At 70.2% G+C, this 25,452-nt stretch carries 23 protein-coding genes and 2 pseudogenes; 6 read left to right on the top strand and 19 right to left on the bottom strand.

The window, feature by feature from the left end; all coding sequences use genetic code 11:
• Positions 1 to 102: 102 nt before the first annotated feature.
• The 3 genes from AB0N81_RS20655 to AB0N81_RS20645 all read right to left on the bottom strand — a co-directional run bounded on the left by AB0N81_RS20655 (position 103) and on the right by AB0N81_RS20645 (position 3,028).
• Positions 103 to 2,022, bottom strand: a complete 1,920-nt coding sequence (locus tag AB0N81_RS20655) for an SMI1/KNR4 family protein (RefSeq protein WP_365360255.1) — start codon at positions 2,020 to 2,022, stop codon at positions 103 to 105.
• Positions 2,023 to 2,180: 158 nt separating this feature from the next.
• The gene (locus AB0N81_RS20650; protein ID WP_365360253.1) at positions 2,181 to 2,330 is read right to left on the bottom strand and encodes a hypothetical protein; all 150 of its coding nucleotides are present in this window, start codon (positions 2,328 to 2,330) and stop codon (positions 2,181 to 2,183) included.
• A gap of 458 nt (positions 2,331 to 2,788) precedes the next feature.
• Entirely contained in the window at positions 2,789 to 3,028 is a 240-nt protein-coding gene (locus tag AB0N81_RS20645) for a VanZ family protein (protein WP_365360251.1), read from the bottom strand.
• A 631-nt stretch (positions 3,029 to 3,659) separates the two neighbouring features.
• Here AB0N81_RS20645 and AB0N81_RS20640 point away from each other — a divergent pair.
• Positions 3,660 to 3,743, top strand: a pseudogene (locus tag AB0N81_RS20640) (NUDIX domain-containing protein); the annotation flags it as partial.
• 96 nt (positions 3,744 to 3,839) lie between these two features.
• Here the strand turns inward: AB0N81_RS20640 and AB0N81_RS20635 are convergent.
• The 4 genes from AB0N81_RS20635 to AB0N81_RS20620 form a co-directional block, all read right to left on the bottom strand.
• Positions 3,840 to 4,739, bottom strand: coding sequence for a hypothetical protein (locus AB0N81_RS20635; protein WP_365360249.1), 900 nt, complete (start codon positions 4,737 to 4,739; stop codon positions 3,840 to 3,842).
• Between the two features lie 235 nt (positions 4,740 to 4,974).
• Positions 4,975 to 5,907: a carbohydrate ABC transporter permease gene (locus tag AB0N81_RS20630; RefSeq protein ID WP_365360247.1), complete on the bottom strand. Its 933-nt coding sequence runs from the start codon at positions 5,905 to 5,907 to the stop codon at positions 4,975 to 4,977.
• Complete coding sequence (locus AB0N81_RS20625; protein WP_365360245.1) at positions 5,904 to 6,788, bottom strand: sugar ABC transporter permease; 885 nt, start codon at positions 6,786 to 6,788, stop codon at positions 5,904 to 5,906. Before AB0N81_RS20625 ends, AB0N81_RS20630 begins: the two co-directional genes overlap by 4 nt.
• A 2-nt stretch (positions 6,789 to 6,790) precedes the next feature.
• Entirely contained in the window at positions 6,791 to 8,059 is a 1,269-nt protein-coding gene (locus AB0N81_RS20620) for an ABC transporter substrate-binding protein (RefSeq protein ID WP_365360606.1), read from the bottom strand.
• A gap of 264 nt (positions 8,060 to 8,323) precedes the next feature.
• Between AB0N81_RS20620 and AB0N81_RS20615 the strand changes: the two genes are divergently transcribed.
• Positions 8,324 to 10,375 carry an NPCBM/NEW2 domain-containing protein gene (locus AB0N81_RS20615; protein WP_365360243.1) on the top strand — a complete coding sequence of 684 codons (2,052 nt, stop codon included), beginning with the start codon at positions 8,324 to 8,326 and terminating at the stop codon, positions 10,373 to 10,375.
• Positions 10,376 to 10,412: 37 nt separating this feature from the next.
• On the opposite strand, the gene AB0N81_RS20610 is transcribed toward AB0N81_RS20615, so the two are convergent.
• Positions 10,413 to 11,381 (bottom strand): ROK family protein, encoded by a 969-nt coding sequence (locus AB0N81_RS20610; protein WP_365360241.1) that lies wholly within the window; start codon positions 11,379 to 11,381, stop codon positions 10,413 to 10,415.
• A gap of 233 nt (positions 11,382 to 11,614) precedes the next feature.
• Here AB0N81_RS20610 and AB0N81_RS20605 point away from each other — a divergent pair, with 233 nt between their 5' ends.
• Together AB0N81_RS20605 and AB0N81_RS20600 are read left to right on the top strand one after the other, a co-directional pair.
• Positions 11,615 to 12,682: a LacI family DNA-binding transcriptional regulator gene (locus tag AB0N81_RS20605; protein WP_365360604.1), complete on the top strand. Its 1,068-nt coding sequence runs from the start codon at positions 11,615 to 11,617 to the stop codon at positions 12,680 to 12,682.
• A gap of 360 nt (positions 12,683 to 13,042) precedes the next feature.
• Positions 13,043 to 13,681: a cysteine hydrolase gene (locus AB0N81_RS20600; RefSeq protein ID WP_365360239.1), complete on the top strand. Its 639-nt coding sequence runs from the start codon at positions 13,043 to 13,045 to the stop codon at positions 13,679 to 13,681.
• Here the strand turns inward: AB0N81_RS20600 and AB0N81_RS20595 are convergent.
• From AB0N81_RS20595 to AB0N81_RS20585, 3 genes are all read right to left on the bottom strand, one after another.
• Entirely contained in the window at positions 13,607 to 14,104 is a 498-nt protein-coding gene (locus AB0N81_RS20595) for a hypothetical protein (RefSeq protein ID WP_365360237.1), read from the bottom strand. The genes AB0N81_RS20600 and AB0N81_RS20595 overlap by 75 nt on opposite strands.
• Positions 14,105 to 14,131: 27 nt before the next feature.
• Entirely contained in the window at positions 14,132 to 15,847 is a 1,716-nt protein-coding gene (locus tag AB0N81_RS20590; RefSeq protein WP_365360235.1) for a serine/threonine-protein kinase, read from the bottom strand.
• A gap of 193 nt (positions 15,848 to 16,040) precedes the next feature.
• On the bottom strand, positions 16,041 to 17,333 hold the full coding sequence (locus AB0N81_RS20585; RefSeq protein ID WP_365360233.1) for an aldolase/citrate lyase family protein: 1,293 nt from the start codon (positions 17,331 to 17,333) through the stop codon (positions 16,041 to 16,043).
• A gap of 243 nt (positions 17,334 to 17,576) precedes the next feature.
• Here AB0N81_RS20585 and AB0N81_RS20580 point away from each other — a divergent pair, with 243 nt between their 5' ends.
• Positions 17,577 to 18,476: an endonuclease/exonuclease/phosphatase family protein gene (locus AB0N81_RS20580; RefSeq protein ID WP_365360231.1), complete on the top strand. Its 900-nt coding sequence runs from the start codon at positions 17,577 to 17,579 to the stop codon at positions 18,474 to 18,476.
• A 60-nt stretch (positions 18,477 to 18,536) separates the two neighbouring features.
• On the opposite strand, the gene AB0N81_RS20575 is transcribed toward AB0N81_RS20580, so the two are convergent.
• From AB0N81_RS20575 to AB0N81_RS20560, 4 genes are all read right to left on the bottom strand, one after another.
• Complete coding sequence (locus AB0N81_RS20575) at positions 18,537 to 19,499, bottom strand: electron transfer flavoprotein subunit alpha/FixB family protein (protein WP_365360229.1); 963 nt, start codon at positions 19,497 to 19,499, stop codon at positions 18,537 to 18,539.
• Positions 19,500 to 19,557: 58 nt separating this feature from the next.
• Positions 19,558 to 20,343 (bottom strand): electron transfer flavoprotein subunit beta/FixA family protein, encoded by a 786-nt coding sequence (locus tag AB0N81_RS20570; RefSeq protein ID WP_365360227.1) that lies wholly within the window; start codon positions 20,341 to 20,343, stop codon positions 19,558 to 19,560.
• 231 nt (positions 20,344 to 20,574) lie between these two features.
• Entirely contained in the window at positions 20,575 to 21,093 is a 519-nt protein-coding gene (locus AB0N81_RS20565; RefSeq protein WP_365360225.1) for a flavin reductase family protein, read from the bottom strand.
• A gap of 238 nt (positions 21,094 to 21,331) precedes the next feature.
• Positions 21,332 to 21,691: a thioredoxin family protein gene (locus AB0N81_RS20560; RefSeq protein ID WP_365360602.1), complete on the bottom strand. Its 360-nt coding sequence runs from the start codon at positions 21,689 to 21,691 to the stop codon at positions 21,332 to 21,334.
• Positions 21,692 to 21,883: 192 nt separating this feature from the next.
• Here AB0N81_RS20560 and AB0N81_RS20555 point away from each other — a divergent pair, with 192 nt between their 5' ends.
• The gene (locus AB0N81_RS20555) at positions 21,884 to 22,612 is read left to right on the top strand and encodes a lysophospholipid acyltransferase family protein (protein WP_365360223.1); all 729 of its coding nucleotides are present in this window, start codon (positions 21,884 to 21,886) and stop codon (positions 22,610 to 22,612) included.
• Here AB0N81_RS20555 and AB0N81_RS20550 read toward each other — a convergent pair.
• The 4 genes and pseudogenes from AB0N81_RS20550 to AB0N81_RS20535 form a co-directional block, all read right to left on the bottom strand.
• Positions 22,598 to 22,924: pseudogene (locus AB0N81_RS20550) on the bottom strand (phenylalanine--tRNA ligase beta subunit-related protein); the annotation flags it as partial. The gene AB0N81_RS20555 and the pseudogene AB0N81_RS20550 sit on opposite strands and share 15 nt — an antisense overlap.
• Entirely contained in the window at positions 22,915 to 23,511 is a 597-nt protein-coding gene (locus tag AB0N81_RS20545) for a transglutaminase family protein (protein ID WP_365360221.1), read from the bottom strand. The pseudogene AB0N81_RS20550 and the gene AB0N81_RS20545, both read right to left, overlap by 10 nt.
• 87 nt (positions 23,512 to 23,598) lie before the next feature.
• Positions 23,599 to 24,669 (bottom strand): low specificity L-threonine aldolase, encoded by a 1,071-nt coding sequence (locus AB0N81_RS20540; RefSeq protein WP_365360600.1) that lies wholly within the window; start codon positions 24,667 to 24,669, stop codon positions 23,599 to 23,601.
• A gap of 20 nt (positions 24,670 to 24,689) precedes the next feature.
• Entirely contained in the window at positions 24,690 to 25,430 is a 741-nt protein-coding gene (locus AB0N81_RS20535; protein ID WP_365360219.1) for an SDR family NAD(P)-dependent oxidoreductase, read from the bottom strand.
• Positions 25,431 to 25,452 lie beyond the last annotated feature (22 nt).

Genomic DNA, 25,452 nt, shown 5'->3' with positions numbered 1-25,452 from the left:
CGGGCGGCGGGTGCGCGCCGGTCGCCGTATGCGGGCGGGCGGCGGGTGAGCACCGCGCGCCATATGCGGGCGGGCGGCGGGTGAGCGCCGCGGCCGCCGTTCCTATCGGCCCGTGATCGTGAGCGTCACGTGCCCCTCCCCCGGCACCGCGGGCCTGGTCCACGGCTGCGTCGGGAGGGCCGGCAACCTGCCGTGGTCGAGGGCGAATCGGGGCAGCGAGACTCCGAAGGCCGCCGCTATCCCGTCCAGGGCGCGGCCCTCGTCCGTACGGTCGTCGGCGGGCCCGGCGGGGTCCGGGAACAGGTGGTCCGGGGCGAGGGCGGCCGGGAGGTCGCCCCACTGGTTCCGTTCCGCGGCGTGGACCGTGAAGCCGTACCGCTCCTTGCCGCCTTCGGCGCAGGCGAAGTGGAACAGGCCCGGCTGCCGGCAGACAGTGAGGGTTCGGGTGCCGCGCGACAGCTCGGGGCTCGGGTGCGTCAGGCGGTCGCGCCTGAAGCGGAGCCGGTGGGCCGACTCGAAGGCGAAGCTCCAGCCGTCGCGAGCGCCGACCCTGGCCAGGGGGCCGTGGCGCTTCTGCTGCGACGGGGCCTGCTCCGGCTGCGACGAGAACTCGAGGCCCCGCAGGTCGCTCTCGCTCGCCACCGGCTCCAGCGGGCCGGTGCCGAACCGCTCCACCAGCTCTTCAGGGCGTATGCCCTCCACGAGGACGAACCGGTAAGCGTCCCGGCGCGGTGCGCCGTCGGATTGCCGGGTCAGCCACCCGAGCCCGTCGTGCGCCGACTCGGCCGGTGACGCGGACTCGGTGGCGGGCACGAGGGCAGGCGCCGTCTCGCCCTGAAGACCGGCCCGGGGTGTGACCAGCAGCTGTCGGCCCCGCTCCGGTGTGACGACCGGTCCGAGCAAGGGATCGCCGAGCAGGCCGAACGGGGCCACGTGGTCCTCTCCGTACGGCTCCCACCGCGGGACCGCCGCCGCGATCACCTGCCAGGCGCCGTCCGTGTCACCCCAGCGCGCCAACTCCCTGGCCTCCTCGACCGCGCGTCCGAAGGGGCCCGGCGAGGTGTACTCGTAGGTGCGCCGTCTGATCTGCTCCAGCACGGCCTTGGCCCGCTCCCTGTCCGACGCGTAGTCGTCGGTCACGGGGCCGAGCACGAAACTGTCGTCCCTCCGGTGTTCGCGCAGGTGGTCCCGTGCCTTCAGGGGCAGGACCTCGCCCGCGTACAGCGGGTCGTCCATGCGCGGGTCGACCGGTACCCAACCGCGCCCGTCGAGCAGCGCCCGGAGCTGCGCGGCCAGCAGCTGCGCCCGCGGTCTGCCGAACTTCCCCACCTCATCGAAGACGGCGAGCGCGTCGTCCAACTCACCCCGGAGGCAGGCGAGTCGGGCCTGCTCCACTCTCTCGTCGAGCTCCCGCGTCACCGCGTTCTCGAAGTCGGCGTCGCCGCCCCCCATGCGGTAGAACTCGACGTACATCTCCTCCATGAACGCACGGAACGACCCATACCGCTGAGGTTCTTCGCCGCTCCACCCATGGCGTTCGTAGACCGCCCACTCCCCGTCGGCGTCGACGTCTCCGGGGTCGAGCAGCACATCCGTCATGTCCGAATCGAGCGCCAGTTGCAGCGCCCGGCCCCACATGCCGGCCTGGAGCACCTCCTCCTCGGTCGGGTTCTCGCCCTGATGCTCCTCGTACATCTTCCCCAGCTCGTACGGATCTCCGTACGGCCTGATGCCTTCCGCGCCCGCCAGCAGATAGACGGAGCCGCCCGCGAAGCGCCAGCCGTCCGTCGTCTCGAGGAAGGAGCGGAGGGACGGCGGCAGCGGCACCGTGATCCCGAGTCCTCGGACCCGCTCCTCCAGGGCCGCCATCTGCACCGGATCGACCGGTCCGAATCCGAGCCAGCGCTCCCGCAGGATGTCCTCGTCCAGCTCCTCGAACTCCTCCGGCTCGCTCGCGGCCAACGCGTCCAGCCATTCCTCGCTCCACCGCTTGAGCAGCGGCCCCCACTCGAAGATCTCCATACGCGCCATCGTGGCACCCGCCACTGACAGTGACGGGCCAAGGCCCTCATCTGCGCGGCGGCACCGGACACACGACATGCACCCTCACCGTCGTTCCGCCCGCGGACGCGCTGTGGATGTCGTGGGTGGTGTACGGCTGTCCCGGCTGGATCGGGTGGTCACATCGGGCGCAGAGCACGACGAGCCTCCCGGACCTGCCGTTGCAGCAGCTTGCCGGTGGGGCAGTACTTGAAGCCCTGGCAGACCGCGCATCTGTCGAGGTGATCGAGGAGCCGCCCCTGCCTCTCGACGGCTGTCGCGAGCGTCATGCCGTTCCCCCTCCGACGTGTGCTCCCGCGCCCGCCCGATCCGCCGGAGGGTACTGCGCATTCATGGTGGCCCCGCATTCCTTGGTCAGTTCTGACGCGACCGTAGAACGCCGTAGAACAAAGTGCGGCACCAAACGTGCGTGTCTCCTTCCGGGTGCGCGCAATGGACGTGTCCGGCGCCGATCGGCACGTCGCCGTCGGCTGTGCCGCTGGCGTCGGGGTGCCTGACCGCCCGACGCCAGCGGCGGTACAGGGGCGTAGTCGGTCGGGGGTGCCGAGTACGGTCCCTGCGCCCAGTACTTCGTGGCTGGGGGCGGCTCTGGATGCACCGTCGTTCCGAAGGAACCCCTTCGTGGCGGTCCGCTCGGTGCTGCCGCCGGATACGGGGGTCCCCGGCGACACAAAGCGGAAGCACTGCCGGGCGCTGCCCCTTCCCGGGCCCTGCCCCACCGCCCGGGTCATCCCCGGAACTGCCCCAGCCATGACCGCACCGGACGTGCCCGTGCGGCGTGCCGCCCCGCACCGCTCTCGACGCCCTGCCTTGTCACCGCCCAGGCCGCCTGCGCCATCAGGCAGCCGGTCAGCGCGCCCGCGGTGTTGAAGAGGACATCGTCGACATCGGCGACCCGCCCGGCGTTCATCACCAGTTGGGCTGCCTCGATGACAACACTGAGCGCGAGGCATCCGACGACGGCCAAGGTGACCGACGGGCTGCGGGCTGCGGGCTGCGGCGTAGGTGAACAAGCCGAGCGGCACGAACATCGCCGCATTGACGGCCTGCAGGACAAGGATCATGTGCCGTTCGGCGGCGTACAGGTGGTCGACGCGGCTCCCCCAGAGCCCCTCACCCGGGATCACCGCAACATAGGGCACACCGGAGCCGAGCGGCCGGTCCGGAACCACGGTAGCCGCCAGCACCACCACCAAGCACGTCCACCACAGCAGCCGGGCGACGCGACGCTGACGGCGCGGCGACGTGCGACGCCACACTCCCAGCCCGACAGACGCCGCGGCGAGGGCGGCGAGAAACAGGGACGCCGTCCACCCGTCCACCCGTTCACCCGTTCGCCCGTTCGCCCGTTCGCCCAGAAGACGATGCGCCACACGCGGAGCTCCCCTGCTCTTCAAGTACGCCCCGCCGCTGCCGCTCATCGCGGCATGGTGTCCGCGCGGGGAGCGCCATGCCGCTGACAAGGTTTCCCTGAGGGATGGTTGAGGTTGATTGTGGGGCCGGTGATCGCGGGTGCTGTGGTGGCGCACGGGGGCCGGGTGCTGCTCATCCGCCGCCAGGTCCCGGAGGGTGATCTGCTCTGGTAGTTCCCAGCGGGGAAGGTCGAGCCGGGCGAGGCGCCGGTCCAGGCAGCTGCCAGGGAGGCTCTGGAAGAGGCGGGCGTGGTCGTCGAGCCGTTGGCGGTGATCGGTGAGAGTACCGGGCCGGGCCGGCACTGCCCTGACCGCACACCGAGAGCCCCCGCGCCCCGCCCGTTGCGGGCAGGGACGTTGCGCTGTCTAGCGGCCGGCCATTGGCAGTGCTCCGTCGTCGGAGTGATCGTCGGGGCGGGCCCGGTCGTCGATGACGATCCGGACGGGGCTGCCGGGGTCGCCGCTGTGCGGCCTGTCGATGATCGCTTGTACGGCATGGGTGATCTTGCCTTGGATGTGGTCGGCGATGGCGCGCGTGGCGGGGTTGTGGGTGTCGCGGGTGACGTGGGCGAGGCTGATGACGGCGGCGACGAGGCTGGGTCCGGAGAGACGGACGCCGACGAAGCCGTCGTCGTCCTCGACGGCGCCGGGGATGTGGAAGTGTTGCTCGTTCCCGGCGACTTGGACGAGGAAGGCCCAGGTGTCGCGGTGCGCTTCGACGGTGGCGTGGGCGATGCCGGCGGCGGCCCGCAGGATGCCGCTGTCGGGTTCGTCGGGTTCACCGGGTTCACCGGGTTCGTCTGGTTCGTGGTGCCGGGGCTCGGTGAACGCGACGACGCGTTCGTCGTCCGGCCGTTCGACGGGTGCCGGCGCGGGCTTCGGCACAGGTGCGTGGTCCGGGGCGGGCGGGGCCGGCACGTGGTCGGTACGCGTCTTGTGGTCTGTGTGCGTCTTGTGGTCGGTGTGCGTCTTGAGCCGGCTGTCGAGCTGGCTGACGCTGCCGCGGATGGCCACGAGTTCGGTACTGATTCGGGTGAGGGGATCACCGATGGTGTCGTGGGTGCGAGTGAGGCCGTCGCGGATCACGGCCCGGTTCTCGGTGAGGCCGGTGGTGAGTGCGGCGGTGGTGTCCTGTCGGATCTGGTCGATGGCGAGCTGCTGGTCAGCGGCTTGCTGCTTGAGGACGGCGAGGTCGGTGCTGATCTGTCCGAGCTGGGTGAGCACCTGCCTGAGCAGGTCGGCATTGTCGTTGCCGAAGATCGCCATGGGCCCCCCTGTGGTCGTCGGATGACGTGGCCAGAGTGGAGCCCGGTACGACGTGCCGACAAGCGCGTGAACTGACCATCGGAGGCATGTTCCCGGCGCACGTGCCAGCGCCTGCTACCGCCCGCCGGCTTCCCCATTGTCTTCGTCGCGTTGATGAGCCGGTTGTAGCGGCGTCGCAGCGCGCAATGGCCGGCGCCCGATACGAGGGTCTGGAGCCGCGTTCCAGGTAAGTCGGTCACCCCTTCCCCGCCCCCAGCGTCAGCCCCGCGATGAAGTGGCGTTGCAGGAGGAGGAATACGAGGATCGTGGGGAGGGCCACCAGGACGGAGCCGGCGGCCAGGAGGTTGTAGTCCGTGAAGAACTGGCCGCGCAGGTTGTTCAGCGAAGAGGTGATGGGGAGTTTTTCGGGGTTGGAGATGAAGATCAGGGCCCAGAGGAAGTCGTTGTAGATCCAGGTGAACTCGAGCGTGGCGAGGGCCGCGAGCGCGGGGCGGCACAGTGGCAGCGTGATGCGCCAGAACTGGGCCCAGACTCCCGCGCCGTCGACGATCGCCGCTTCCAGGATCTCCTTCGGCAGCGTCCGCATGAAATTGGAGAGGACGAAGACGCAGAACCCCATCTGGAAACCGATGTTGACGACGATGAGCGCCCAGATGGAGTCGAAGAGGGTGAGCGAGTCGGACATCCACCAGGGCAGCGGGATCTGCAGGAAGAGTGCGTAGAGCGGGGTGACGATGACCTGTGGGGGCAGCAGGTTCCCTGCCGTGAACAGCATCAGGAGCAGCATTCCGCCGCGGACGCGCAGGCGCGACACCGCGAAGGCGACGAACGACGCGAGGAAGAGCGTCACGATCACCGCGGGGACCGCGACCAGGAGCGTATTGGTGAAGTACTTGCCCATACCGGATTCGGTGTAGGCCTCGCGGTAGTAGTCGAGGGACAGGCGGTCGGGCCAGGAGAAGTAGCCGTGCTCTGCCGTCTCCTCGTATGGACGCAGTGACGCGTAGACGGCCAGCAGGAGCGGTGCCAGGAAGGCGACGGATACGGCGGACAGGAAGAGGGGGACGCCGAAAGTCCCACGGCGGCGAGGAGGACGGCGGGAGAGTGGGGGCGTACGTCGCCCCGAAGGGCGTCCGTCGTCGAATGCGGTGTGCGGGTCCGCGGTCATCGGTCGCGCTCACCCCGCAACTCCTGGACCAGGAACGTCACGATGAATCCCAGTGAGACGGTGAGCAGGACGACCGCGATGGCCGAACCGAATCCGATGCGGCTCGCCTCGCCGATGATGTTGTCGGTGATGAGCACGGAGAGCAGTTCCAGGCCGTTGCGCCCCTTGTTCACCGCGTACACGATGTCGAACGCGCGCAGCGCTTCGATGACTGTGATCACGCCGACGATGACGTTGACCGGGCGCAGCGTCGGAAAGACGACGCGGAAGAAGGTCTGGCGGGTGTTCGCCCCGTCGATCGCCGCTGCTTCTTTGAGGGCCGGATCGACCGATTTGAGTCCGGCGAGGTAGAGGATCATGACGTATCCCGTGTGTCGCCAGCCGGCGGCGAGCATCATCATCCAGATGTTGAGGTCGGAGTTTCCCAGCCAGTCGATCGGGTTCCTCTCGTTGCCGAGAGCGGTGTTGACCACGCCCTGGTCGGTGCCGAGGAGCAGTTGTGCCATGAATCCGACGACGGCGAGCGAGAGCACCACCGGCATGTAGAGCACGGACTGGTAGAAGCGGCTGAACCGGACGCCGCGGTCGATGAGGACCGCGAGGAGAAGTCCGAACGGAGTGGCCACGAAGCCGAGGAAGGCGATCCAGAGAAGGTTGTGGCGGACCGCCGGCCAGAAGGCGGGGTAGTTGTCGACGAGGCTTTCGTAATTACGTCCGCCCACCCACTCGATGTCGCCGATTCCGTCCCACGAGGTGAAGGACAGGCCGATGGAGGCGAGCGTCGGCCCCCAGATGATGACGGCCTCGATCAGGACGGGGATGCCCAGGAGAACGCCGAGGACGACCGTGTCACGGCGTGTGAATCGGGTCGGCCGGGACATCGTCAGCCGGCGCCCTGCGAGAAGATGTCCTTCTTCTGCCGTTCGATGCTGTTGACGAGTCCGTCGACGTCGTCGGGGTCGTCGATGAAGTCCTGGAGCGCCTTGATCATGACCGTCTGTGCGAAGTCGGGACGTGTGTCGCGGTCCAGGAACTGCGAGATCTGCTTGGCGCCCGAGACCAGTTCGGCGGATTTCTTCTGCAGCGGGCTGTACTTGGAGGTGTCGGCGCCGTCGTTGACGGCGACATTGTTCGGGTCGCTGGACAGGTAGATGTCCTCGGCCTCGGGTGTTCCCAGCCATGTGAGGAGGGCTTTTCCGGCGTCCACGTTCTTTGCCTTCTCGGCGATCAGGAATCCGTCGATCGGCGCCTCCACCGCGTCCTGACCGTACGCGGGGTCGATCTCGGGGAAGGCGAAGAAGTCGATGTCGTCGCGTTCGTCCGCGGGGAACTGCTGGCCGGGGTGCGGCATTCCGAAGACGGCCATGCCCGTCCTGCGCTGTTGCAGACCCTGACCCGCCTCCTCCCAGGTGCGGCCGAGGGCGCCCTTTTGGTAGTACGGCATGAGTTCGCGCCACAGGTCGAAGACCTTCTTGACCTTGGTGTCGGTCCAGGCCTGCTCGCCCGCCATCAGGCTCTTGTGGAAGTCGTAACCGTTCAGGCGCAGGTTGATGTAGTCGAAGGTGCCCATCGCGGGCCAGCCGTCCTTGTCGCAGAAGGCGACCGGAATCCCGTCCTTGTGCATCTTCTTGGCCAGGGCGATGAACTCGTCCCAGGTTCTGGCCTGTTCGTACCCCTGCTTCGCAAAGAGACTCTTGCGGTGGAACACGGCCCACGGATAGTAGTAGTACGGCACGAAGTACTGCTTGCCCTCGTGCGTGGACTGGTCCTTCAGCGCCTTGGAGAAGCCGGTGAAGCCCTTCCACACATCGCTGATGTCGACCAGCAGATCCTTCTCCGCGAAGTACTGCATGCGGTATCCGGCGAACCACATGAAGACGTCGTCGGGCGTCGCGCGGAGATAACGCGTGATGTTCTGCTGGAATTCGTTGTGCTCCGTGGTGTGGACCTCGACCGTCTTCCCGGTCTTCTTCTCGTACGCGTCGAAGGCCTTCTGGAACGCCTTCTTCGGTACGGCATCCGAGGAGTTGGAGCCCATGGTGACTTCGTTCTTCTTGCCGCCCGGCTTCTCACCGCAGGCGCCGAGCAGTACGGGGAGGGTGACCACCCCGGCCCCGGCGGCGGTACCACGCAGAAGATTGCGCCGGGACATCCGATGTCCTGTCATGTCTCCTGGAGCCGCAGGTCCGCCGAACGATGACTGTGCCATGGCCCCCTCCTCGGGGTTCAACCGAACACAACCGAACGCGAGGGTTGGATCTCACTCCCAAGAAGCACCGCCGTCAAGGGTCCCGGCACCAGGCAGTCGAAGCCGTACCACTCCTCTTCCAACAGAGTCCAACACGCCCTACCGTAAGCGCGCGCGTGACACGCACATGCAACCCCCCATCTTCCGCGAGTACGGAGGAACGTAACGATGCGTCATCTCCCAGCCCGCACCATCCGCCGAAGAGTGGTCGGATCACTGACCGCCGTCCTGCTGTGCGCCGCCGGGCTCACCACACCCGCCGCCGGACTCACCACACCCACCGCGGCACGCGACACCGCCGACCCCGGCGTCAAACTGCCCGACGGGCTCGCCCTGACGCCGCCCATGGGCTTCAACAACTGGAATTCCACCCACTGCAGGGCCGAGTTCGACGAGGCGATGGTCAAGGGGATCGCCGACATCTTTGTCGAAAAGGGCCTCAAGGACGCGGGATACGAGTACGTCAACCTCGACGACTGCTGGGCCCTGCCGCAACGCGACGCGAACGGCAAGCTGGTGCCCGACCCCGCGCGATTCCCCAATGGGATCAAGGCGGTCGCCGACTACGTCCACTCGAAGGGCCTCAAGCTCGGCATCTACACCAGCGCGGGCACCAAGACCTGCAATTCAGCGGGCTTTCCCGGCGCTCTCGGCCATGAACGCAGCGACGCCCAGCAGTTCGCCGACTGGGGCGTCGACTACCTCAAGTACGACAACTGCAACAACCAGGGTGTGGACGCGAAACAGCGGTACATCGCGATGCGCGACGCGCTGCGAGCCGCCTCCGAGACCACCGGCAGGCCCATCGTCTACAGCATCTGCGAATGGGGCGAGAACAAGCCCTGGGAGTGGGCCGCGGACGTCGGCCACCTGTGGCGCACCACGGGCGACATCAGCGACAGCTGGGGCTCCATGGTGTCGATCATGAAGCAGAACCTGCCGCTGGCGAAGTACGCGGGCCCGGGGCGCTGGAACGACCCCGACATGCTGGAAGTGGGCAACGGCGGCATGACGGACACCGAGTACCGTACGCACTTCTCGATGTGGTCGATCATGGCCGCGCCGCTGCTCATCGGCTCCGACCTGCGCAAGGCCTCCCCCGAGACCTTCGAGATCCTCGGCAACGAAGAGGTCATCGCCGTCGACCAGGACCCGCTGGGCAGGCAGGGCGAGGTCGTCTCCTCCCGGGGCGGGCGCTGGGTCGTCGCCAAGGAGATGAAGGACGGCAGCCGCGCCGTCGCCCTCTTCAACGAGACCGGCACCGCGCAGTCCGTGTCCACGACGGCGAAGGCCGTCGGCCTCCCCGAAGCCGACGCGTACACCCTGCGCGATCTGTGGGAGCACAAGAGCTACAACACGGCGGGCCGGATCGCGGCGACCGTTCCCGCCCACGGCACGGTACTGCTGCGCGTGTCCGCCGACGGCAAGTGGGCCCACCAGCCGCCCGCCGTCGAACTCGGCCTCGACGGGGGCCTGTTCGTGGAGGCGGGCGAACCCACGAAGGTCACCTCCAAGGTCACCAACCTCGGCCGCACGCCCGCCCAGCGGGTCTCCGTGGCGCTCGGCGCTCCCTCCGGGTGGGCCGTGAAGGCCACCTCCCCGACGACGGCGCGCTCGCTGCGGACCGGCAAGACGCTCGCCACGTCCTGGACGGTCACCGCGCCCGCGGGCACCGGGCCGGGAGCGTACGACGTGCGCCTCAAGGCCACCTACCGCTCGCCGCACGGCGCGCGGGCCGAGAAGACGCTGCCGCTCACAGCACAGGTCGTCGTCGCGCCGCCCGCGGGCAACTCGCCGCTCAGCGGCCTGCCGTGGCTCTCCGCGACCAACGGCTGGGGCCCCGTGGAGCGCGACACCAGCAACGGCGACCGCGGCCTCGGCGACGGCAGGCCGATCACCATCGGCGGAAAGGTGTACGCGAAGGGCCTCGGGGCGCACGCAGAGAGCTCCGTCGAGTACTACACCGGAGCGGCCTGTGAGAAGGTCACCGCGCAGGTCGGCGTCGACGACGAGACGATCGTGAAGGGCACGATCGCCTTCGAGATCTGGGCGGACGGCAGGAAGACCGCCTCGACCGGTGTGCTCACCAACGCGATGCCCGCACAGGAACTGTCCGCGGACGTGACCGGCGCCCAGGTCGTACGCCTCGTCGTCACGGACGGCGGGGACGGCATCGACTCCGACCACGGCGACTGGGCGGAGGCCACGCTGACCTGCTGAGACCGGCCACCGGACGCCCCCGTCACCGTTCCCTTGCTCAGCCGCCCACCGCCGACCGCAGCTCCACGGCCGCACTCGGCTCACCGTCAAGTGCGGCCGCCGCCGCCCCCACAAGCCCCGCATCCGTTCCCGTCAGCGCCGGGGCCACGGTCAGATGGCGTACGAAGGAGAGCGTGGCGTAGTCCCTCAGGGCGCGGCGCAGCGGGGTGAAGAGCACGTCGCCCGCCTTCGCCACTCCCCCGCCGATCACCGCGATGTCGATCTCGACGAGGGTCGCCGTCGCGGCGATCCCGGCGGCCAGCGCCTGGGCCGCCCGCTCGAAGGAGGCGAGCGCGACCGGGTCCCCCGCGCGGGCGGCGGCCGCCACCGCGGCCGCCGACGTGTCGCCGTCGGGGCCCGGCCGCCAGCCGTCCCGCACGGCGCGGCGCGCGATGTTCGGGCCGCTCGCTATCCGCTCGACGCAGCCGCGCGCCCCGCACGGGCAGGGGTCGCCGTCCAGGTCCACGCTGATGTGACCGATGTGACCGGCGTTTCCGGTGGGACCCCTGTGCAGCTTGCCGCCGAGGACGAGGCCGCCGCCGACGCCCGTGGAGACGACCATGCACAGCGCGTTGTCGTGGCCTCGTGCGGCGCCCTGCCAGTGCTCGGCGGCGGTCATCGCCACGCCGTCGCCGACCAGGACGACGGGCAGGCCGCCGGTGACCGCGCGGACGCGGTCGACCAGGGGATAGCCGCGCCAGCCGGGGACGTTGACGGGACTGACCGTGCCGGCCGACGCGTCCACGGGCCCCGCGCTGCCGATGCCCACGGCCGCCGCCCGGCCCCAGAGCTCACCGGCGGTCAGCTCGCCGAGGACCTCCTCGACCGCCCGCATCACCGTGTCGCCGTCCTCGCGCGCCGGGGTCGGCCGCTGCGCGCGCAGAAGAATCCGGCCGTGCCCGTCCACCAGGGCTCCGGCGATCTTGGTGCCGCCGATGTCGAGTGCGGCGACGAGGTCCATGTGCATCTGTGTCGGGTCTCCTGGTGTATCGGCAGGCCGGAGAGTGCGAAGGTCAGTCTCCCTTGCATCTGACAACGTTGTCCAGGCCCTATGCTCGACGCCACACGCTTGACGACTTCACGCTCGACGACTTCACGCTCGACGACTTCACGCTCGACGACTTCACGCTCGACGACTTCACGCTCGACGACTTCACGCTTGACGACTTCACGCTCGACGACTTCACGCTCGACGACATCATGGACGACAGGACAGGACAGCGCATCGTGGCCGAGACCGCCGCCCGACGACCCGAGAACCGTTACGGCAACCGGCCGACCATGAAAGACGTCGCCTCCCGCGCCGGAGTCGGCCTGAAGACGGTCTCGCGCGTCGTGAACGGTGAGCCGGGCGTCACGCCCGACACCGAACGCCGTGTCCAGGAGGCCATCGAGGCCCTGGGCTTTCGCCGCAACGACAGCGCGCGCGTGCTGCGCAAGGGCCGCACCGCCAGCATCGGCCTCGTCCTGGAGGACCTCGCCGACCCCTTCTACGGTCCGCTGAGCCGTGCCGTGGAGGAGGTCGCGCGGGCGCACGGGGCGCTGCTCATCAACGGATCGAGCGCCGAGGACCCGGACCGCGAGCAGGAGTTGGTGCTCGCGCTGTGCGCGCGGCGGGTCGACGGGCTCGTGGTGATCCCGGCCGGTGACGACCACCGCTATCTGGAACCGGAGATCGCGGCGGGCGTCGCCACCGTCTTCGTCGACCGGCCCGCCGGGAAGATCGACGCCGACGTGGTGCTCTCCGACAGCTTCGGCGGTGCGCGGGACGGCGTCGCGCATCTCATCGCGCATGGTCACCGCCGTATCGGCTTCATCGGCGACCAGCCGCGCATCCACACCGCCATAGAGCGGCTGCGGGGCTACCGCGCCGCGATGGAGGACGCGGGCATCCCGGTCGACGAGGCCTGGGTGTCGCTCGGCGTCACTGATCCGGAGCGGGTCCGCACCGCGGCCGAGACGATGCTGGGCGGGCCCGAGCCGGTCACGGCGGTCTTCGCGGGCAACAACCGTGTGACGGTGACCGTCGTGCGCGTCCTGGCCTCGCTCGACCGCCCCGTGGCCCTGGTCGGCTTCGACGACATCGAGCTCGCGGATCTGCTGAGCCCGGGGGTGACGGTCGTCGCGCAGGACGCGGCGCAGCTGGGCAGGACGGCGGCGGAGCGGCTGTTCCGGCAGCTCGACGGCGCGTCGGAGGCCCCGGAGCGGGTCGAGCTGCCGACGCGGCTCATCACGCGCGGGTCCGGCGAGCTGCCGCCCGCCGACTGATCCGGCCGGCTCGATCGGCACGACTGGCTCGACCGGCTCGACCGGCTCTGTCGACTCGACTGGCACTACTGGCACTACTGGCTCGACCTGCCCGACCGACTCTGTCGGCTCGACCGGCACGACTGGCTCAACCTGCCCGACCGACTCTGTCGGCTCGACCGGCACGACCGGCTCGACCTGCCGACCGGCTCTGTCGACTCGACCTGCCCGACCGGCACGACCAGCCCGACCGGCACGACCTGCCCGACCGGCACGACCGGCTCACCTGCCCGACCGGCTCAATTGAATCGGCCGGCTCGACTGACTCGGCCGGACCGGCCGGTTCGACTGACTCGGTCGAGTTGGGGAAGGGAGCCTGTCATGACCACCGCATTGATCATCGGCGACATCCAGCAGGGCATCACGAGCGGCTACCCGTTCGCCAGGCGCGTCGTGCCTCAGCTCTCCGAACTCGTTCCGCGCGCCCGCGCGGCCGGCGTCCTCATCGTGTTCGTGCATTTCGCCGTCCGCGGCAACGGCGCCGACCTGCCACCGGACAACGCGCTGTTCAAGACGTTCCACGAAGCCGGGGACACCTTCCACGAAGGGTCGGCGGGGACCGAGATCGCGCTGCCGGTCGCCGACGAGGACGTCGTCGTACTGAAGCGCCGCGCCAGCGCGTTCGCCGGCACGGACCTCGACCTCGTGCTCCGCGCGCGCGGCGTCGACACCGTGGCGGTCGCCGGGGTCGCGACCAGCGCGATGGTGGCGGCGACGTGCTACGACGCGGCGGACCGCGACTACCGCGTGACCGTGCTGCGTGACGGCTGCGCCGACGGCGACACGGCGATACACGACTTCTTCATGGACGCCGTCTTCCCCACCCGTGGGTTCGAGGTCGCGTCGTGCTCCGACTGGCACGGAGCGGCACCGCTCACGGAGCGGCTACGGCCGGAAGACGACCGCGAGAGCGATCAGCACACCGAGAGCCAGCAGCCCGCCGACGGCTCCGAAGACTAGGGCGATCTGCCGGCTCGCGGGCGGGAGCTCCTTCCAGCCGAGTGCCTCGGCCTCGCCGCGGATCAGGCGGTGGCCGTCGGCGGAGGAGAACGAGGTCCGCTCGCTGCCGTCCAGCGAGCGGCTCCACGTCCGGTAGCGGCTCCGGCCGGTCTGCACCGTTCTCCGCGGCGGCCCCACGGCACCGCGCTCTTCGGTGCGGACGATGTCCGTCATGACGAAGGTCTTCTCGTGCGGGCGCAGTTCGACGCGGTAGGTGTGCACCTGGGTGACGCGTCGGCTCGGCTGCGGGACGTCCACCACCAGGTCGAAGCCTCGCTCGGTCCGCCGCGGACGGTACGACGTGCCGACCGTGGCGGCTTCCACGCGGGCGTACAGCGTCTGTGGATCGACGACGCCGCCGCCTGCGTCGCGGGGTGCGTTCATCTGCTCGATTCCTGTCTCGGTACCGCCTCAGCAGGTGGGCAGGCCCGGCAGCGGCTTGTCGTTGTCGCCGCCCTTGATGTAGACGTCGCTGACGAAGACGTCGGTGTTGCCGCTGTCGTCGTCCGTCTTCGCCCACCAGACGTTCGTCCACTGGCCGTGGGTCTCGCGGCGGCCCAGGTTCTGCTGGCAGTAGAAGTAGTTGGTGCCCGCGTTCAGAGTGCCCACGTGGGCGCCGCCCGCCGTGTACGACTTCGAGGTCTGCCACACGTCGCAGTTGTACTTGCCGCCGCCCGCCGGATGACAGACGGGGTCCGGCGCCGAACCACCCCCGGTCGGCTTGGTGGTGGGGTCGGGGCGCGAGGACCCGTCGCCGTCCTTGCCCTTGTCCTTGTCCCGGTCGGACGTTTCCTCGCCGTCCCGGTCGTCCTTGCCGTCCTTGTCGGCGCCCTCGGTGTCGCCGGAGGGCTTCGTGTCCGGCTTGCGGGGCTTCTCGTCGCCCTGCTCCGACGGCTTCGGCCGCTTCGACTCGCCACCGCCGAGCGGTCCGCGGCTGCCGTCGTCCTCGGCCGAGCCCGCGCCTCCGGCCGCCACATCCTTGCGCGCCTGACCGCCGTCGGCGCTGTCGTCCTTGCCGTTGAGTACGGCCACGGTGGCGCCGGTCGCGGCAAGGACGACGGCCACGGCAGCGGCGGCGAGCAACGCGCGGCCCCGGCGCGGGCGTTGGGTGGAGCGGGTCTCGGCACGGCTCGCGGAGGCGGCAGGGGTGGGGGCCTGGTGCCCCAGGTGGGCGGGCGGGGCCGGTTCCTGCGGGGCCGCGGAGGGTGGCGGTCCGAATCCCGGCGGCGGGGTGCCGGGAATGCTGCGCTCGGTCGTCCCGTACGGCGCAGGGGCGGTCTCCCGGGGCGTCGCGCCCGCCTCCCCTTGCGCCGTCGCCGCGCCCACTTCCCCTTGCGCCGTCGCCGCCACACCGGCCAGCAGCAGCCGCGCCGAGTCCGCGTCCGGGCGCGCCTGCGGGTCCTTGTGCATGAGCTGCCGCAGTACGGGAGTCAGGGGTCCCGAGCGCCGGGGCTCGGGAAGCGGGTCGGTGACGATCGCGGTGAGCGTGGACCACGTCGACGTACGACGGAAGGGCGAGGCGCCCTCGACCGCGGCGTACAGCGTGGCGCCGAGGGCCCAGACGTCGGAGGCGGGGCCCGGGTCGTGGCCCTGGGCACGCTCGGGCGCCAAGTAGTCCAGCGAGCCGACCAGTTCGCCGCTGCGGGTGAGGTGGGTGGCCGAGCCGTCGCCCGGGTCGTCCATCGTGGCGATGCCGAAGTCGGTGAGGACGACGCGTCCTCCGGACTCCAGGAGGATGTTGCCGGGCTTCACGTCGCGGTGCAGGACGCCCACGCGGTGCGCCGCGGCCAGGGCCTCCATCACCTCGGCACCGATGGCGGCGGCCGCACGGGGGTCGAGCGGGCCGTGGTCGCGCAGCACGTCGTCCAGGGACGGGCCGTCGACGAGCTCCATGACGATGAGGGGCCGCCCGTCGACCTCCGCCACGTCGTGCACGGCGACCACTCCGGAGTGGCGCACCCGGGCGGCCGCCCGTGCCTCGCGCTGCATCCGCAGGCGCAGGTCGGCCAGCTCGGGCCCCGCCGCGTCCGTGTACGTCCGCAGTTCCTTGACCGCGACCTCGCGGTGCAGCACCTCGTCGACGGCGCGCCACACGACGCCCATGCCGCCGCGGCCGAGCTGGGCCACGACGCGATAGCGCCCGGCGAGAAGTCTGCCGACCCCGTCGGACTGTTCCTGATCCCCCGGACGCGCCGGGCCCCCAGGCTGTGGCTGGTCCCCCGGCTGTGTCTGATCCCCCGAATGCACTGCTGCCCCGTTCTGTGACACCACTTTCTGTGGCGTACAGACTACGGGGCAGTGGTGACGGCAGAGGCCGGTGTTACTTGCCCGATGCCGTGAGGTCGCCGCGGCGCGGGCCCGCGAAGCCCTGCAGGCGGGCCAGGGTGAGGCCGGTGAGGCGGGTGACCTCGCCCGCGTCGAGGGCGCCGCAGTCCAGGCCGCGCAGCAGGTACCCGGCGAGGGCCTTCGCGGTGGCGGGCTCGTCGGCCACGCCGCCGCCCTCGTGGTGGCCTGCGTAGGCGGCCAGGCGCGCGGCGGCCGACTCGAAGCCCTCGCGGTAGAACGCGAACACCGCGGCGTAGCGCGTGGGGATGTGGCCCGGGTGCATGTCCCAGCCCTGGTAGTAGGCGCGGGCCAGGGCGCGCCGGGTGAGGCCGTAGTGCAGCCGCCAGGCGTCGTGGACCTGCTCGGTGGAGCCGACGGGCAGGACGTTGGTGGAGCCGTCGGACACGCGTACTCCGGTGCCCGCGGCGGCGACCTGCATGACGGCCTTGGCGTGGTCGGCGGCCGGGTGGTCGCTGGCCTGGTAGGCGGCGCTGACGTGGAGGCAGGCGCTGTAGTCGAAGGTGCCGTAGTGCAGCCCGGTCGCGCGGCCCTCGGCGGCCTGGATCATGCGGGCCACGGCGGCGGTGCCGTCGGTGGCGAGGATGGACTGGCTGGTCTCGATCTGGATCTCGAAGCCGATGCGGCCCTGTTCCAGGCCGCGCGCCTTCTCGAACTCCTCCAGGAGGCGCACCATCGCGGTGACCTGCTCCGGGTACGTCACCTTCGGCAGGGTCAGGACGAGTCCGTCGGGCAGGCCGCCCGCCTCCATGAGGCCGGACAGGAAGACGTCGAGGGTGCGGATGCCCCGGTCGCGTACGGCCTCCTCCATGCACTTCATGCGGATGCCCATGTACGGGGCCGCCGTGCCGTTCTTGTACGCCTCGGCGACCAGGCGGGCCGCGCGGGCGGCGTCCTGGTCCTCGTCGGCGCCCTTGTAGCCGTCCTCGAAGTCGATGCGCAGGTCTTCGATCGGCTCGCGCTCCAGCTTGGTGCGCACGCGCGTGTAGACGGCGTCGGCGAGGTCGTCGCCCAGGCCGAGGACAGCGGCGAAGGACGCGGCGTCCGGGGCGTGCTCGTCGAGCATCTCCAGGGCCTTGTCGCCCCAGGTGCGCAGGGTGTCGGCGGTGAACTGCTCGCCGGGGACGTACACGGTGTGGACGGGCTGGCGGGTGCCTGGGTCGCCGGGGTAGCGGCGGTCGAGCTCCGCGTCCACCGGGGCGAGGGAAGCGCTGATGCCCTCGCTGACAGCGCCGGCGAGGCTCGTTGCCACCTTCTCTTGCTGACCCATTCCTGCATCCTCCACACGCTCGGTGCCGCGCCCGGCATTTCCGCTTCACGGAATCAACAATCCGTATAGCGAAGTTATCCGTGACCTTCGTGCTGGTCAACACCCTCTCGTGTCGTGGACCCGCCACCGACCACGGGAGTTCACGCTTGTCCCGGATTCTTCTCCCGCTGTCTCAGATCCTGCTTCCGCACCCCTGTGCGCGCGCCCCATCCTGACCACGCGCCCCGAACCGAAGGAGACCGTGTGCCGACCGAGTCACGCGTCACGCGCCGTTCCGGCCTGCGGACGGTGTTCGCCGCAGCCGCCGCGATCCCCCTGCTCAGCACGGCCCTGTCCGCGGGGCCCGCGCACGCGGTGCAGCGGCCCGGCCGCCGTCTGGAGGTCATGTCGTTCAACCTCCGCTACGCGAGCGCCACACCGCCGAACACCTGGGCCGAGCGCCGCCCGGTGACCCGGGAGCTGCTGCGCCGCGCGAGGCCGCACGTCATCGGCACGCAGGAGGGCCTCTACCAGCAGGTGCGGGACATCGAGGCGGATCTCGGCCCGCACTACGACTGGATCGGCACGGGCCGCGCGGGCGGCAGCCGCGACGAGTTCATGGCCGTCTTCTACGACACGCGCAGGCTGGCCCCGGTCGAGTACGACCACTACTGGCTGTCGGACACCCCGGAAGTGATCGGCTCCAACACCTGGGGCGGCGGCTCCATCCGGATGGTCACCTGGGTCCGCTTCCACGACCTGCGCACGGACGACGAGCTGTACGTCCTCAACACGCACCTCGACAACGCGTCCCAGCACGCACGCGCGCGGGCCGCGCAGCTGATCGTCGAACGCCTCGCCCGCCTCGACCGGTCCCTGCCCCTCGTGATGACGGGCGACTTCAACGTGGCCGCGCACAAGAACCCGGTGTACGACACGCTCCTGGGCGCCGGCCTCGTCGACAGCTGGGACGCGGCGGACCGGCGGAGCAAGGCGTACGCCACGTTCCACGGCTACAAGCCCCTCACCCCGGACGGCGACCGCATCGACTGGATCCTGACGACGCCCGGGGTGCGGGTGCACGAGGCGGCGATCAACACGTTCTCGCTTGGCGGGCAGTTCCCGAGCGACCATCTGCCGGTGCAGGCGAGCCTGTCCCTGTGACGCGCCGAGGCCCCCGCCCCCGCACGGCGCGGGGACGAGGGCCTCGGACGGCCGACGAGCTCAGCCCTTGCGGGTCTTGACCTCTTCGGTGAGCTGCGGGACGACCTCGAAGAGGTCGCCGACCACGCCGTAGTCGACCAGGTCGAAGATCGGGGCCTCGGCGTCCTTGTTGATGGCCACGATGGTCTTCGAGGTCTGCATGCCGGCGCGGTGCTGGATCGCACCGGAGATGCCGGACGCGATGTACAGCTGCGGGGAGACCGACTTGCCGGTCTGGCCCACCTGGTTGGAGTGCGGGTACCAGCCGGCGTCGACGGCGGCACGCGAGGCGCCGACGGCGGCACCGAGCGAGTCGGCGAGGTTCTCGATGAGCGAGAAGTTCTCGGCGCCGTTGACGCCACGGCCGCCGGAGACCACGATCGCGGCCTCGGTCAGGTCGGGGCGGCCCGTCGACTCGCGCGGGGTGCGCGAGACGACCTTGGTGCCGGTGGCCTTCTCGGAGAAGGAGACCGAGAGGGCCTCGACGGCGCCCGCGGCCGGGGCGGCCTCCACGGCGGCCGAGTTCGGCTTGACCGTGATGACCGGGGTGCCGTTGGAGACACGGGACTTGGTGGTGTACGAGGCGGCGAACGCGGACTGCGTGGCCACCGGGCCCTCGTCGCCGGCCTCGAGGTCGACGGCGTCGGTGATGATGCCGGACTTGATGCGGACCGCGAGGCGGGCCGCGATCTCCTTGGCCTCGGCGGAGGAGGGCACGAGCACCGCGACCGGGGACACGGCCTCGTACGCGGCCTGCAGCGCGTCCACCTTCGGTACGACGAGGTAGTCGGCGAACTCGGGGGCGTCGGCGGTGAGGACCTTCACCGCGCCGTGCTCGGCGAGCGTGGCGGCGGTGGCCTCGGCGCCGGCACCGAGGGAGACGGCGACGGGGTCGCCGATGCGGCGGGCCAGGGTCAGCAGCTCCAGGGTGGGCTTGCGGACGGCGCCGTCCACGTGGTCGACGTAGACGAGAACTTCAGCCATGGGACTTCAATCTCCTGCGATACGAAGAAGTTGGGGCGGTTGAGGGGGTGACTGAAGCTCAGATGAACTTCTGGCCGGCGAGGAACTCAGCCAGCTGCTTGCCGCCCTCGCCCTCGTCCTTGACGATCGTGCCGGCCGTGCGGGCCGGACGCTCCGCGGCGGAGTCCACCTTGGTCCAGGCACCCTCGAGGCCGACCTCTTCGGCGTCGATGTCCAGGTCGTCCAGGTCGAGCGACTCCACCGGCTTCTTCTTGGCGGCCATGATGCCCTTGAAGGACGGGTAGCGGGCCTCGCCCGACTGGTCCGTCACGGACACGACGGCCGGCAGGGACGCCTCCAGCTGCTCGCTGGCGCTGTCGCCGTCACGGCGGCCCTTGACGACACCGTCCTCCACGGAAACCTCGGAGAGCAGCGTGACCTGCGGGACGCCGAGGCGCTCCGCGAGGATCGCCGGCAGCACGCCCATGGTGCCGTCGGTGGAGGCCATACCGGCGATGACCAGGTCGTAACCGGTCTTCTCGATGGCCTTGGCGAGCACCAGCGAGGTGCCCATCACGTCGGTGCCGTGCAGGTCGTCGTCCTCGACGTGGACGGCCTTGTCGGCGCCCATGGAGAGCGCCTTGCGCAGCGCGTCCTTGGCGTCCTCGGGGCCGACGGTCAGCACGGTGATCTCCGCGTCGTCCGCCTCGTCGGCGATCTGCAGTGCCTGCTCGACCGCGTACTCGTCGAGCTCCGACAGGAGGCCGTCGACGTCGTCGCGGTCGACGGTCAGGTCATCGGCGAAGTGCCGGTCGCCGGTGGCGTCGGGCACGTACTTCACACAGACAACGATCCTCAGGCTCACGCCGGCTCTCCTACTGCATCGTCTTTATCGGGCTGCTGCCTCGGCTTATGGCTACTGCCTTCTTGCAGGCAGCATAGGCGCCGGAAGCGGCGGATCACGGTCGGGGCGGCCCGCGCTCCGAACGAAATATTACTCATGAGTACACCCAGTTCATTCCCACTGAGCAAGCGCTTTGAACTGTGACCTTCCCAACGCTCCGTAAGCACGCGGAGCGCCCGTCCACGGGAACTCTCAGTCGCGCAGAGCGTTGAAGCGCCCCTGGTGGTACAGGAGCGGGCGCCCCTCCTCCGCGCGGTCGCCGACGACGGCCTCCGCGATCACGATGCGGTGGTCCCCCGCGGGCACGCGCGCCACGATCCGGCACACCAGCCAGGCCAGCGCGCCGTCAAGGACGGGCACGCCCTCCGGACCCTCGCGCCAGGCGGTGGGCGCCGCGAAGCGGTCGGCCCCGCTGCGGGCGAACGTGGCGGCGAGCTCCTGCTGGTGCTCGCCGAGTATGTGGACGCCGACGTGCGCGGCCTCGGAGACCGCGGGCCAGCTGGAGGAGCCGAGGCCGATGCCGAAGGAGAGCATCGGGGGCTCCGCCGAGACGGAGACGAGCGAGGTGGCGGTGAAGCCGACGGGGCGGGAGCCCCGGGAGCCGTCCGACGCGGTGATCACCGCGACACCGGCGGCGTGCTGCCGGAAGACCGAGCGCAGCAGGTCGGGGGTGGCGAGCCGGGGAGTGCTGAGGGCTGGCGATGCCGTCATGGAGTTGTCCTTCTGCCGGGGGTTGCCGGAGGTACGAGCGGAGGCGTCGTTGCTCAGCACTGCGGACAGCGCGCGCTGGCGTGGCGGCCGAGGTCCACGTGGACACGCTCGTACAGAAGGAGATCCCGGGGCATGTAGGCAGGCTCGCGATAGATGCCGCGTGCAGTCAAGTCCGTTCCGCAATGTGAAAGGAGCGTCACGGCCTCGGAGCGCCCGTCGTGACCTGCGCCGCAGCGGGTCACACGGCCTCCCCGAGAGCGGCGATCACGTCGGCTTTGCGGGGCTGTCCGGCGGCGCGCCGCACCACGTGTCCCGCCGCGTCCAGGACGAACACGGTGGGGGTCTTGAGGATGTGCAGTTCCCGTACGAGATCGAGCCGTGCCTCGGCGTCGATCTCCACGTGGGCCACGCCGGGGACCAGCTCCGCCACCTCCGCGAGGACTCTGCGGGTCGCCCGGCAGGGCTGGCAGAAGGCGCTGGAGAACTGCACGAGCGTCGCCCGCTCCCCGAGCCGCTCGCCGATGTCCGTCGCGCCGAGCCGCCGCCCGGCGGTCTCGCGTCCCCGCACCTTCTCCTCCTCGCACACCTCTGTCTCCAGCGTCTCTGGAGTACAGCATCCGTCCGCCCCCGATGATTCCTACGTGACGAGAATCTCCCGGATTGACGGCACCAAGACTGGTCACTCGTCCGTTCTTGGGGCACGATCTGCGCAACGCCGAAAAACCTACGGCTGCGTAACTTCCCGCCGGGAACCCCCTCCCCAGGCAGAAACGAAGGGTCCTCCCCACCCATGGCAGAGCTTGTCTACCGTCCGGTCATCGGTGCCGCGAAAACCCTGTTCAAGGCATGGGACCTGAAGATCGACTGCAAGGGGTCGGAGAACATCCCACGCTCCGGCGGCGCGGTCCTGGTCAGCAACCACATCAGCTACCTCGACTTCATCTTCGACGGTCTCGCCGCGCTGCCGCAGAAGCGTGTGGTGCGGTTCATGGCGAAGGAGTCGGTGTTCCGGCACAAGATCTCCGGGCCGCTGATGCGCGGGATGAAGCACATCCCCGTCGACCGCGACAAGGGCGAGACGGCGTACACCCACGCCCTCGACTCGCTGCGCTCCGGGGAAATCATCGGCGTCTTCCCCGAGGCGACGATCTCGCAGTCGTTCACGCTGAAGACGTTCAAGTCCGGTGCCGCGCGGCTGGCCCAGGAGGCCGGTGTGCCGCTGATCCCGATGGCGCTGTGGGGCACGCAGCGGCTGTGGACCAAGGGGCACCCCCGCAACTTCAGGCGCAGCCACCTGCCGATCACCATCCGTGTCGGCGAGCCGGTCGAGGCGCCGAAGGACCAGTACGCGGGCGCGATCACGCGACGGCTGCGCGAGCGCTGCCAGGAGCTTCTGGAGGCCGCGCAGCGCGCCTACCCCGTGCGGCCCAAGGGTCCGGACGACACGTGGTGGATGCCGGCGCACCTCGGCGGGACCGCGCCGACCCCGGCCGAGGTGAAGGCGTCAGAGGCCGGCTGACGGGACTTGGTGCGGCGCGCGGACGGTAAACCGCGCGCCGGGCTGAACTTCTCCAGGAGTTCGGCGAGTTCGGCGCCCCGCCGCTTCGAGACCGGCATCGGGCCCCATGCCTTCGAGCAGGAAGAGCGCGTTCACCGACTCCTCGGCGAGGCGGGTGCGCGGGCCCTGCCGCCAGTTCCAGCGGCGGCAGATGACGCCCTCGTCGTCGCACCACACGACCTCGCCCGCGTCGGGGTGCTCCACGAGCCGCTCCCCCGCGGCGGCAGTGACGAAGCCCTCCTCGCCGGTGGCCCGCACCAGCCTCACAGTTCCGAGGGGTAGATCTGCCAGAGGTGCTGCCGGTCGCGGGCTTCTTGGAGCACGCGGAGCGCCACGGGGCTCGGTTCAGCATAGAGGACTGGATAGTCCACTTCGTTGTACTCGGGATTCACCGGCCAGGCCAGTCGCTCCTCGCCGATGCGGAACTGCGCGTCGACGCCGTCGGGGATGTTGCCGCGCGGGTCCTGCCGGTGCCAGGCGCCGTCGAGCCGTACGGCGACCAGGCCGTGCAGGGAGTAGCCGCTGGTGTTGTCGTCCCGCAGGCGCTGGTAGCAGAAGCCCGTCGGGATGTCCTCGGCGCGCAGCAGGGCGGCCAGGGCGTGGGACTTGGCGGTGCAGATGCCGGTGCGTTCGCGCAGCACGTCGGAGGCGCGCCAGGTGACCTCCATGCGGCCCGAGTCCTGCGAGTGCGGAATGGCGTCGCGCACGAACTCGAAGGCGGCGCGCGCGTATGCGTAGGTGTCGGCGGATGCATTTGCGAGACCGGCCGCTGTCTCGCGGACCAGCGGATGGTGGTGGTCGATGACCTCGTCCGCGGCCAAGTACGCAGACAGGTCGGGTTTTTCCTGGGTCAGCTGCATGCCACGGGAGCATAGGAATACGCCCGACCGTACGTCAATGACTTTACGGTCGGACGTATAAGTATGCGGCAACAGATCAGCACGCCATCAGCGCGCCATCTCCTCCTTGAGCGCCGCGAGGAACCCGTCGACGTCCTCTTCCCTCGTGTCGAACGCGCACATCCAGCGGACGTCGCCGGCCGCCTCGTTCCAGAAGTAGAAGCGGTACTTCTTCTGGAGACGCTCGCTCACGTCGTGCGGCAGGCGGGCGAAGACGGCGTTGGCCTGCACGGGGTAGAGGATCTCCACGCCGTGCACGGAGCGGACGCCTTCGGCGAGGCGCTGCGCCATCTCGTTCGCGTGCCGGGCGTTGCGCAGCCACAGGTCCTTGGCGAGCAGGGCCTCCAGCTGCACCGAGACGAAGCGCATCTTCGAGGCTAGCTGCATCGACATCTTGCGCAGGTGCTTCATGTGGCGCACGGCGTCCTGGTTGATGACCACGACGGCCTCGCCGAACAGCGCGCCGTTCTTCGTGCCGCCCAGCGACAGGATGTCGACGCCCACCGCGTTCGTGAACGTCCGCATGGGGACGTCGAGCGCGGCCGCGGCGTTGGCTATCCGGGAGCCGTCCAGGTGCACCTTCATGCCGAGCTGGTGCGCGTGGTCGCAGATCGCGCGGATCTCGTCGGGCGTGTAGAGCGTGCCCAGTTCGGTGTTCTGCGCGATCGAGACGACCTGCGGCATGGCCCGGTGCTCGTCGTCCCAGCCGAACGCCTGCTTGTCGATCAGCTCGGGGGTGAGCTTGCCGTCGGGCGTGGGCACGGTGAGCAGCTTGAGCCCGGCCATGCGCTCGGGTGCGCCGCCCTCGTCCACGTTGATGTGCGCGGACTCGGCGCAGATCACCGCGCCCCAGCGGTCGGCGAGCGCCTGGAGCGCGACGACGTTGGCGCCCGTGCCGTTGAACACCGGGAACGCCTCGGCGGTCGGCCCGAAGTGGCCGCGGATCACCCGCTGGAGGTTTGCCGTGTAGTCGTCCTCGCCGTACGCGATCTGGTGACCGCCGTTGGCGAGCGCGAGGGCGGCCATGACCTCCGGGTGGGCGCCCGCGTAGTTGTCGCTGGCGAAGCCGCGGACGTCCGGGTCGTGGTGGCGCCGGGCGTCCGTCTTCGGCGGGTTCACGGCTTCTCTGGCGGCAGCGGTCACGGCTTCTCGGTCAGCCACAAGCGGTTTCCGTTCACTTCCTTGGCGGACTTCTCCCAGACGCCGGCGATGGCCTCGGCCAGCTCCTTGACGTCCGTGAAGCCCGCGAACTTCGCGTCGGGCCGGGCCTCGCGCATCGCGTCGTGCACCAACGCCTTGACCACCAGGATGGCAGCCGCCGCGCGCGGTCCTTCCTCGCCCCCCGCCTTACGGAAGCCGTCGGCGAGGGCGAGTGTCCAGGCCTCGGCCGCCGCCTTGGCCGCGGAGTACGCCGCGTTGCCCGCGGTCGGCTTGGACGCGCCCGCCGCACTGATCAGCAGGTAGCGGCCGCGGTCGCTGCGCCGCAGGGCGTCCTCGAAGGCGAGGGAGGTGTGCTGCACGGTGCGGATCAGGAGCTTCTCGAGGAAGTCCCAGTCGGTGATCTTGGTCTCGGCGAAGCTCTTGCTGCCGCGCCAGCCGCCGACGAGGTGGACCAGGCCGTCGATCCGCCCGAACTCCTTCTCCGTGCGCGTCGCCCACTCGCGGGCGGCGTCCAGATCGAGCAGGTCGACCGTGTCACCTATGACGGTGGCCCCGCCGTGCGCGTACCGCGCGGCGTCCACCGCTTCGGCGAGGCTTGCGGCGTCGGCGTCGGCGGCCACGACCGTGGCTCCCGCCTCGGCCAGCCTGAGCAGTGTGGCTCGTCCCGCGGGTCCGGCCGCGCCGGCGACCGCGACCACGGCTCCATCGAGTGCGGACATCTTCCTCGCCTCCTCCTGGCGG

The sequence above is a fragment of the Streptomyces sp. NPDC093510 genome (genome assembly GCF_040683555.1).
Classification (GTDB): Bacteria; Actinomycetota; Actinomycetes; order Streptomycetales; family Streptomycetaceae; genus Streptomyces.
This window is presented reverse-complemented; position numbering and strand designations above follow the sequence as displayed.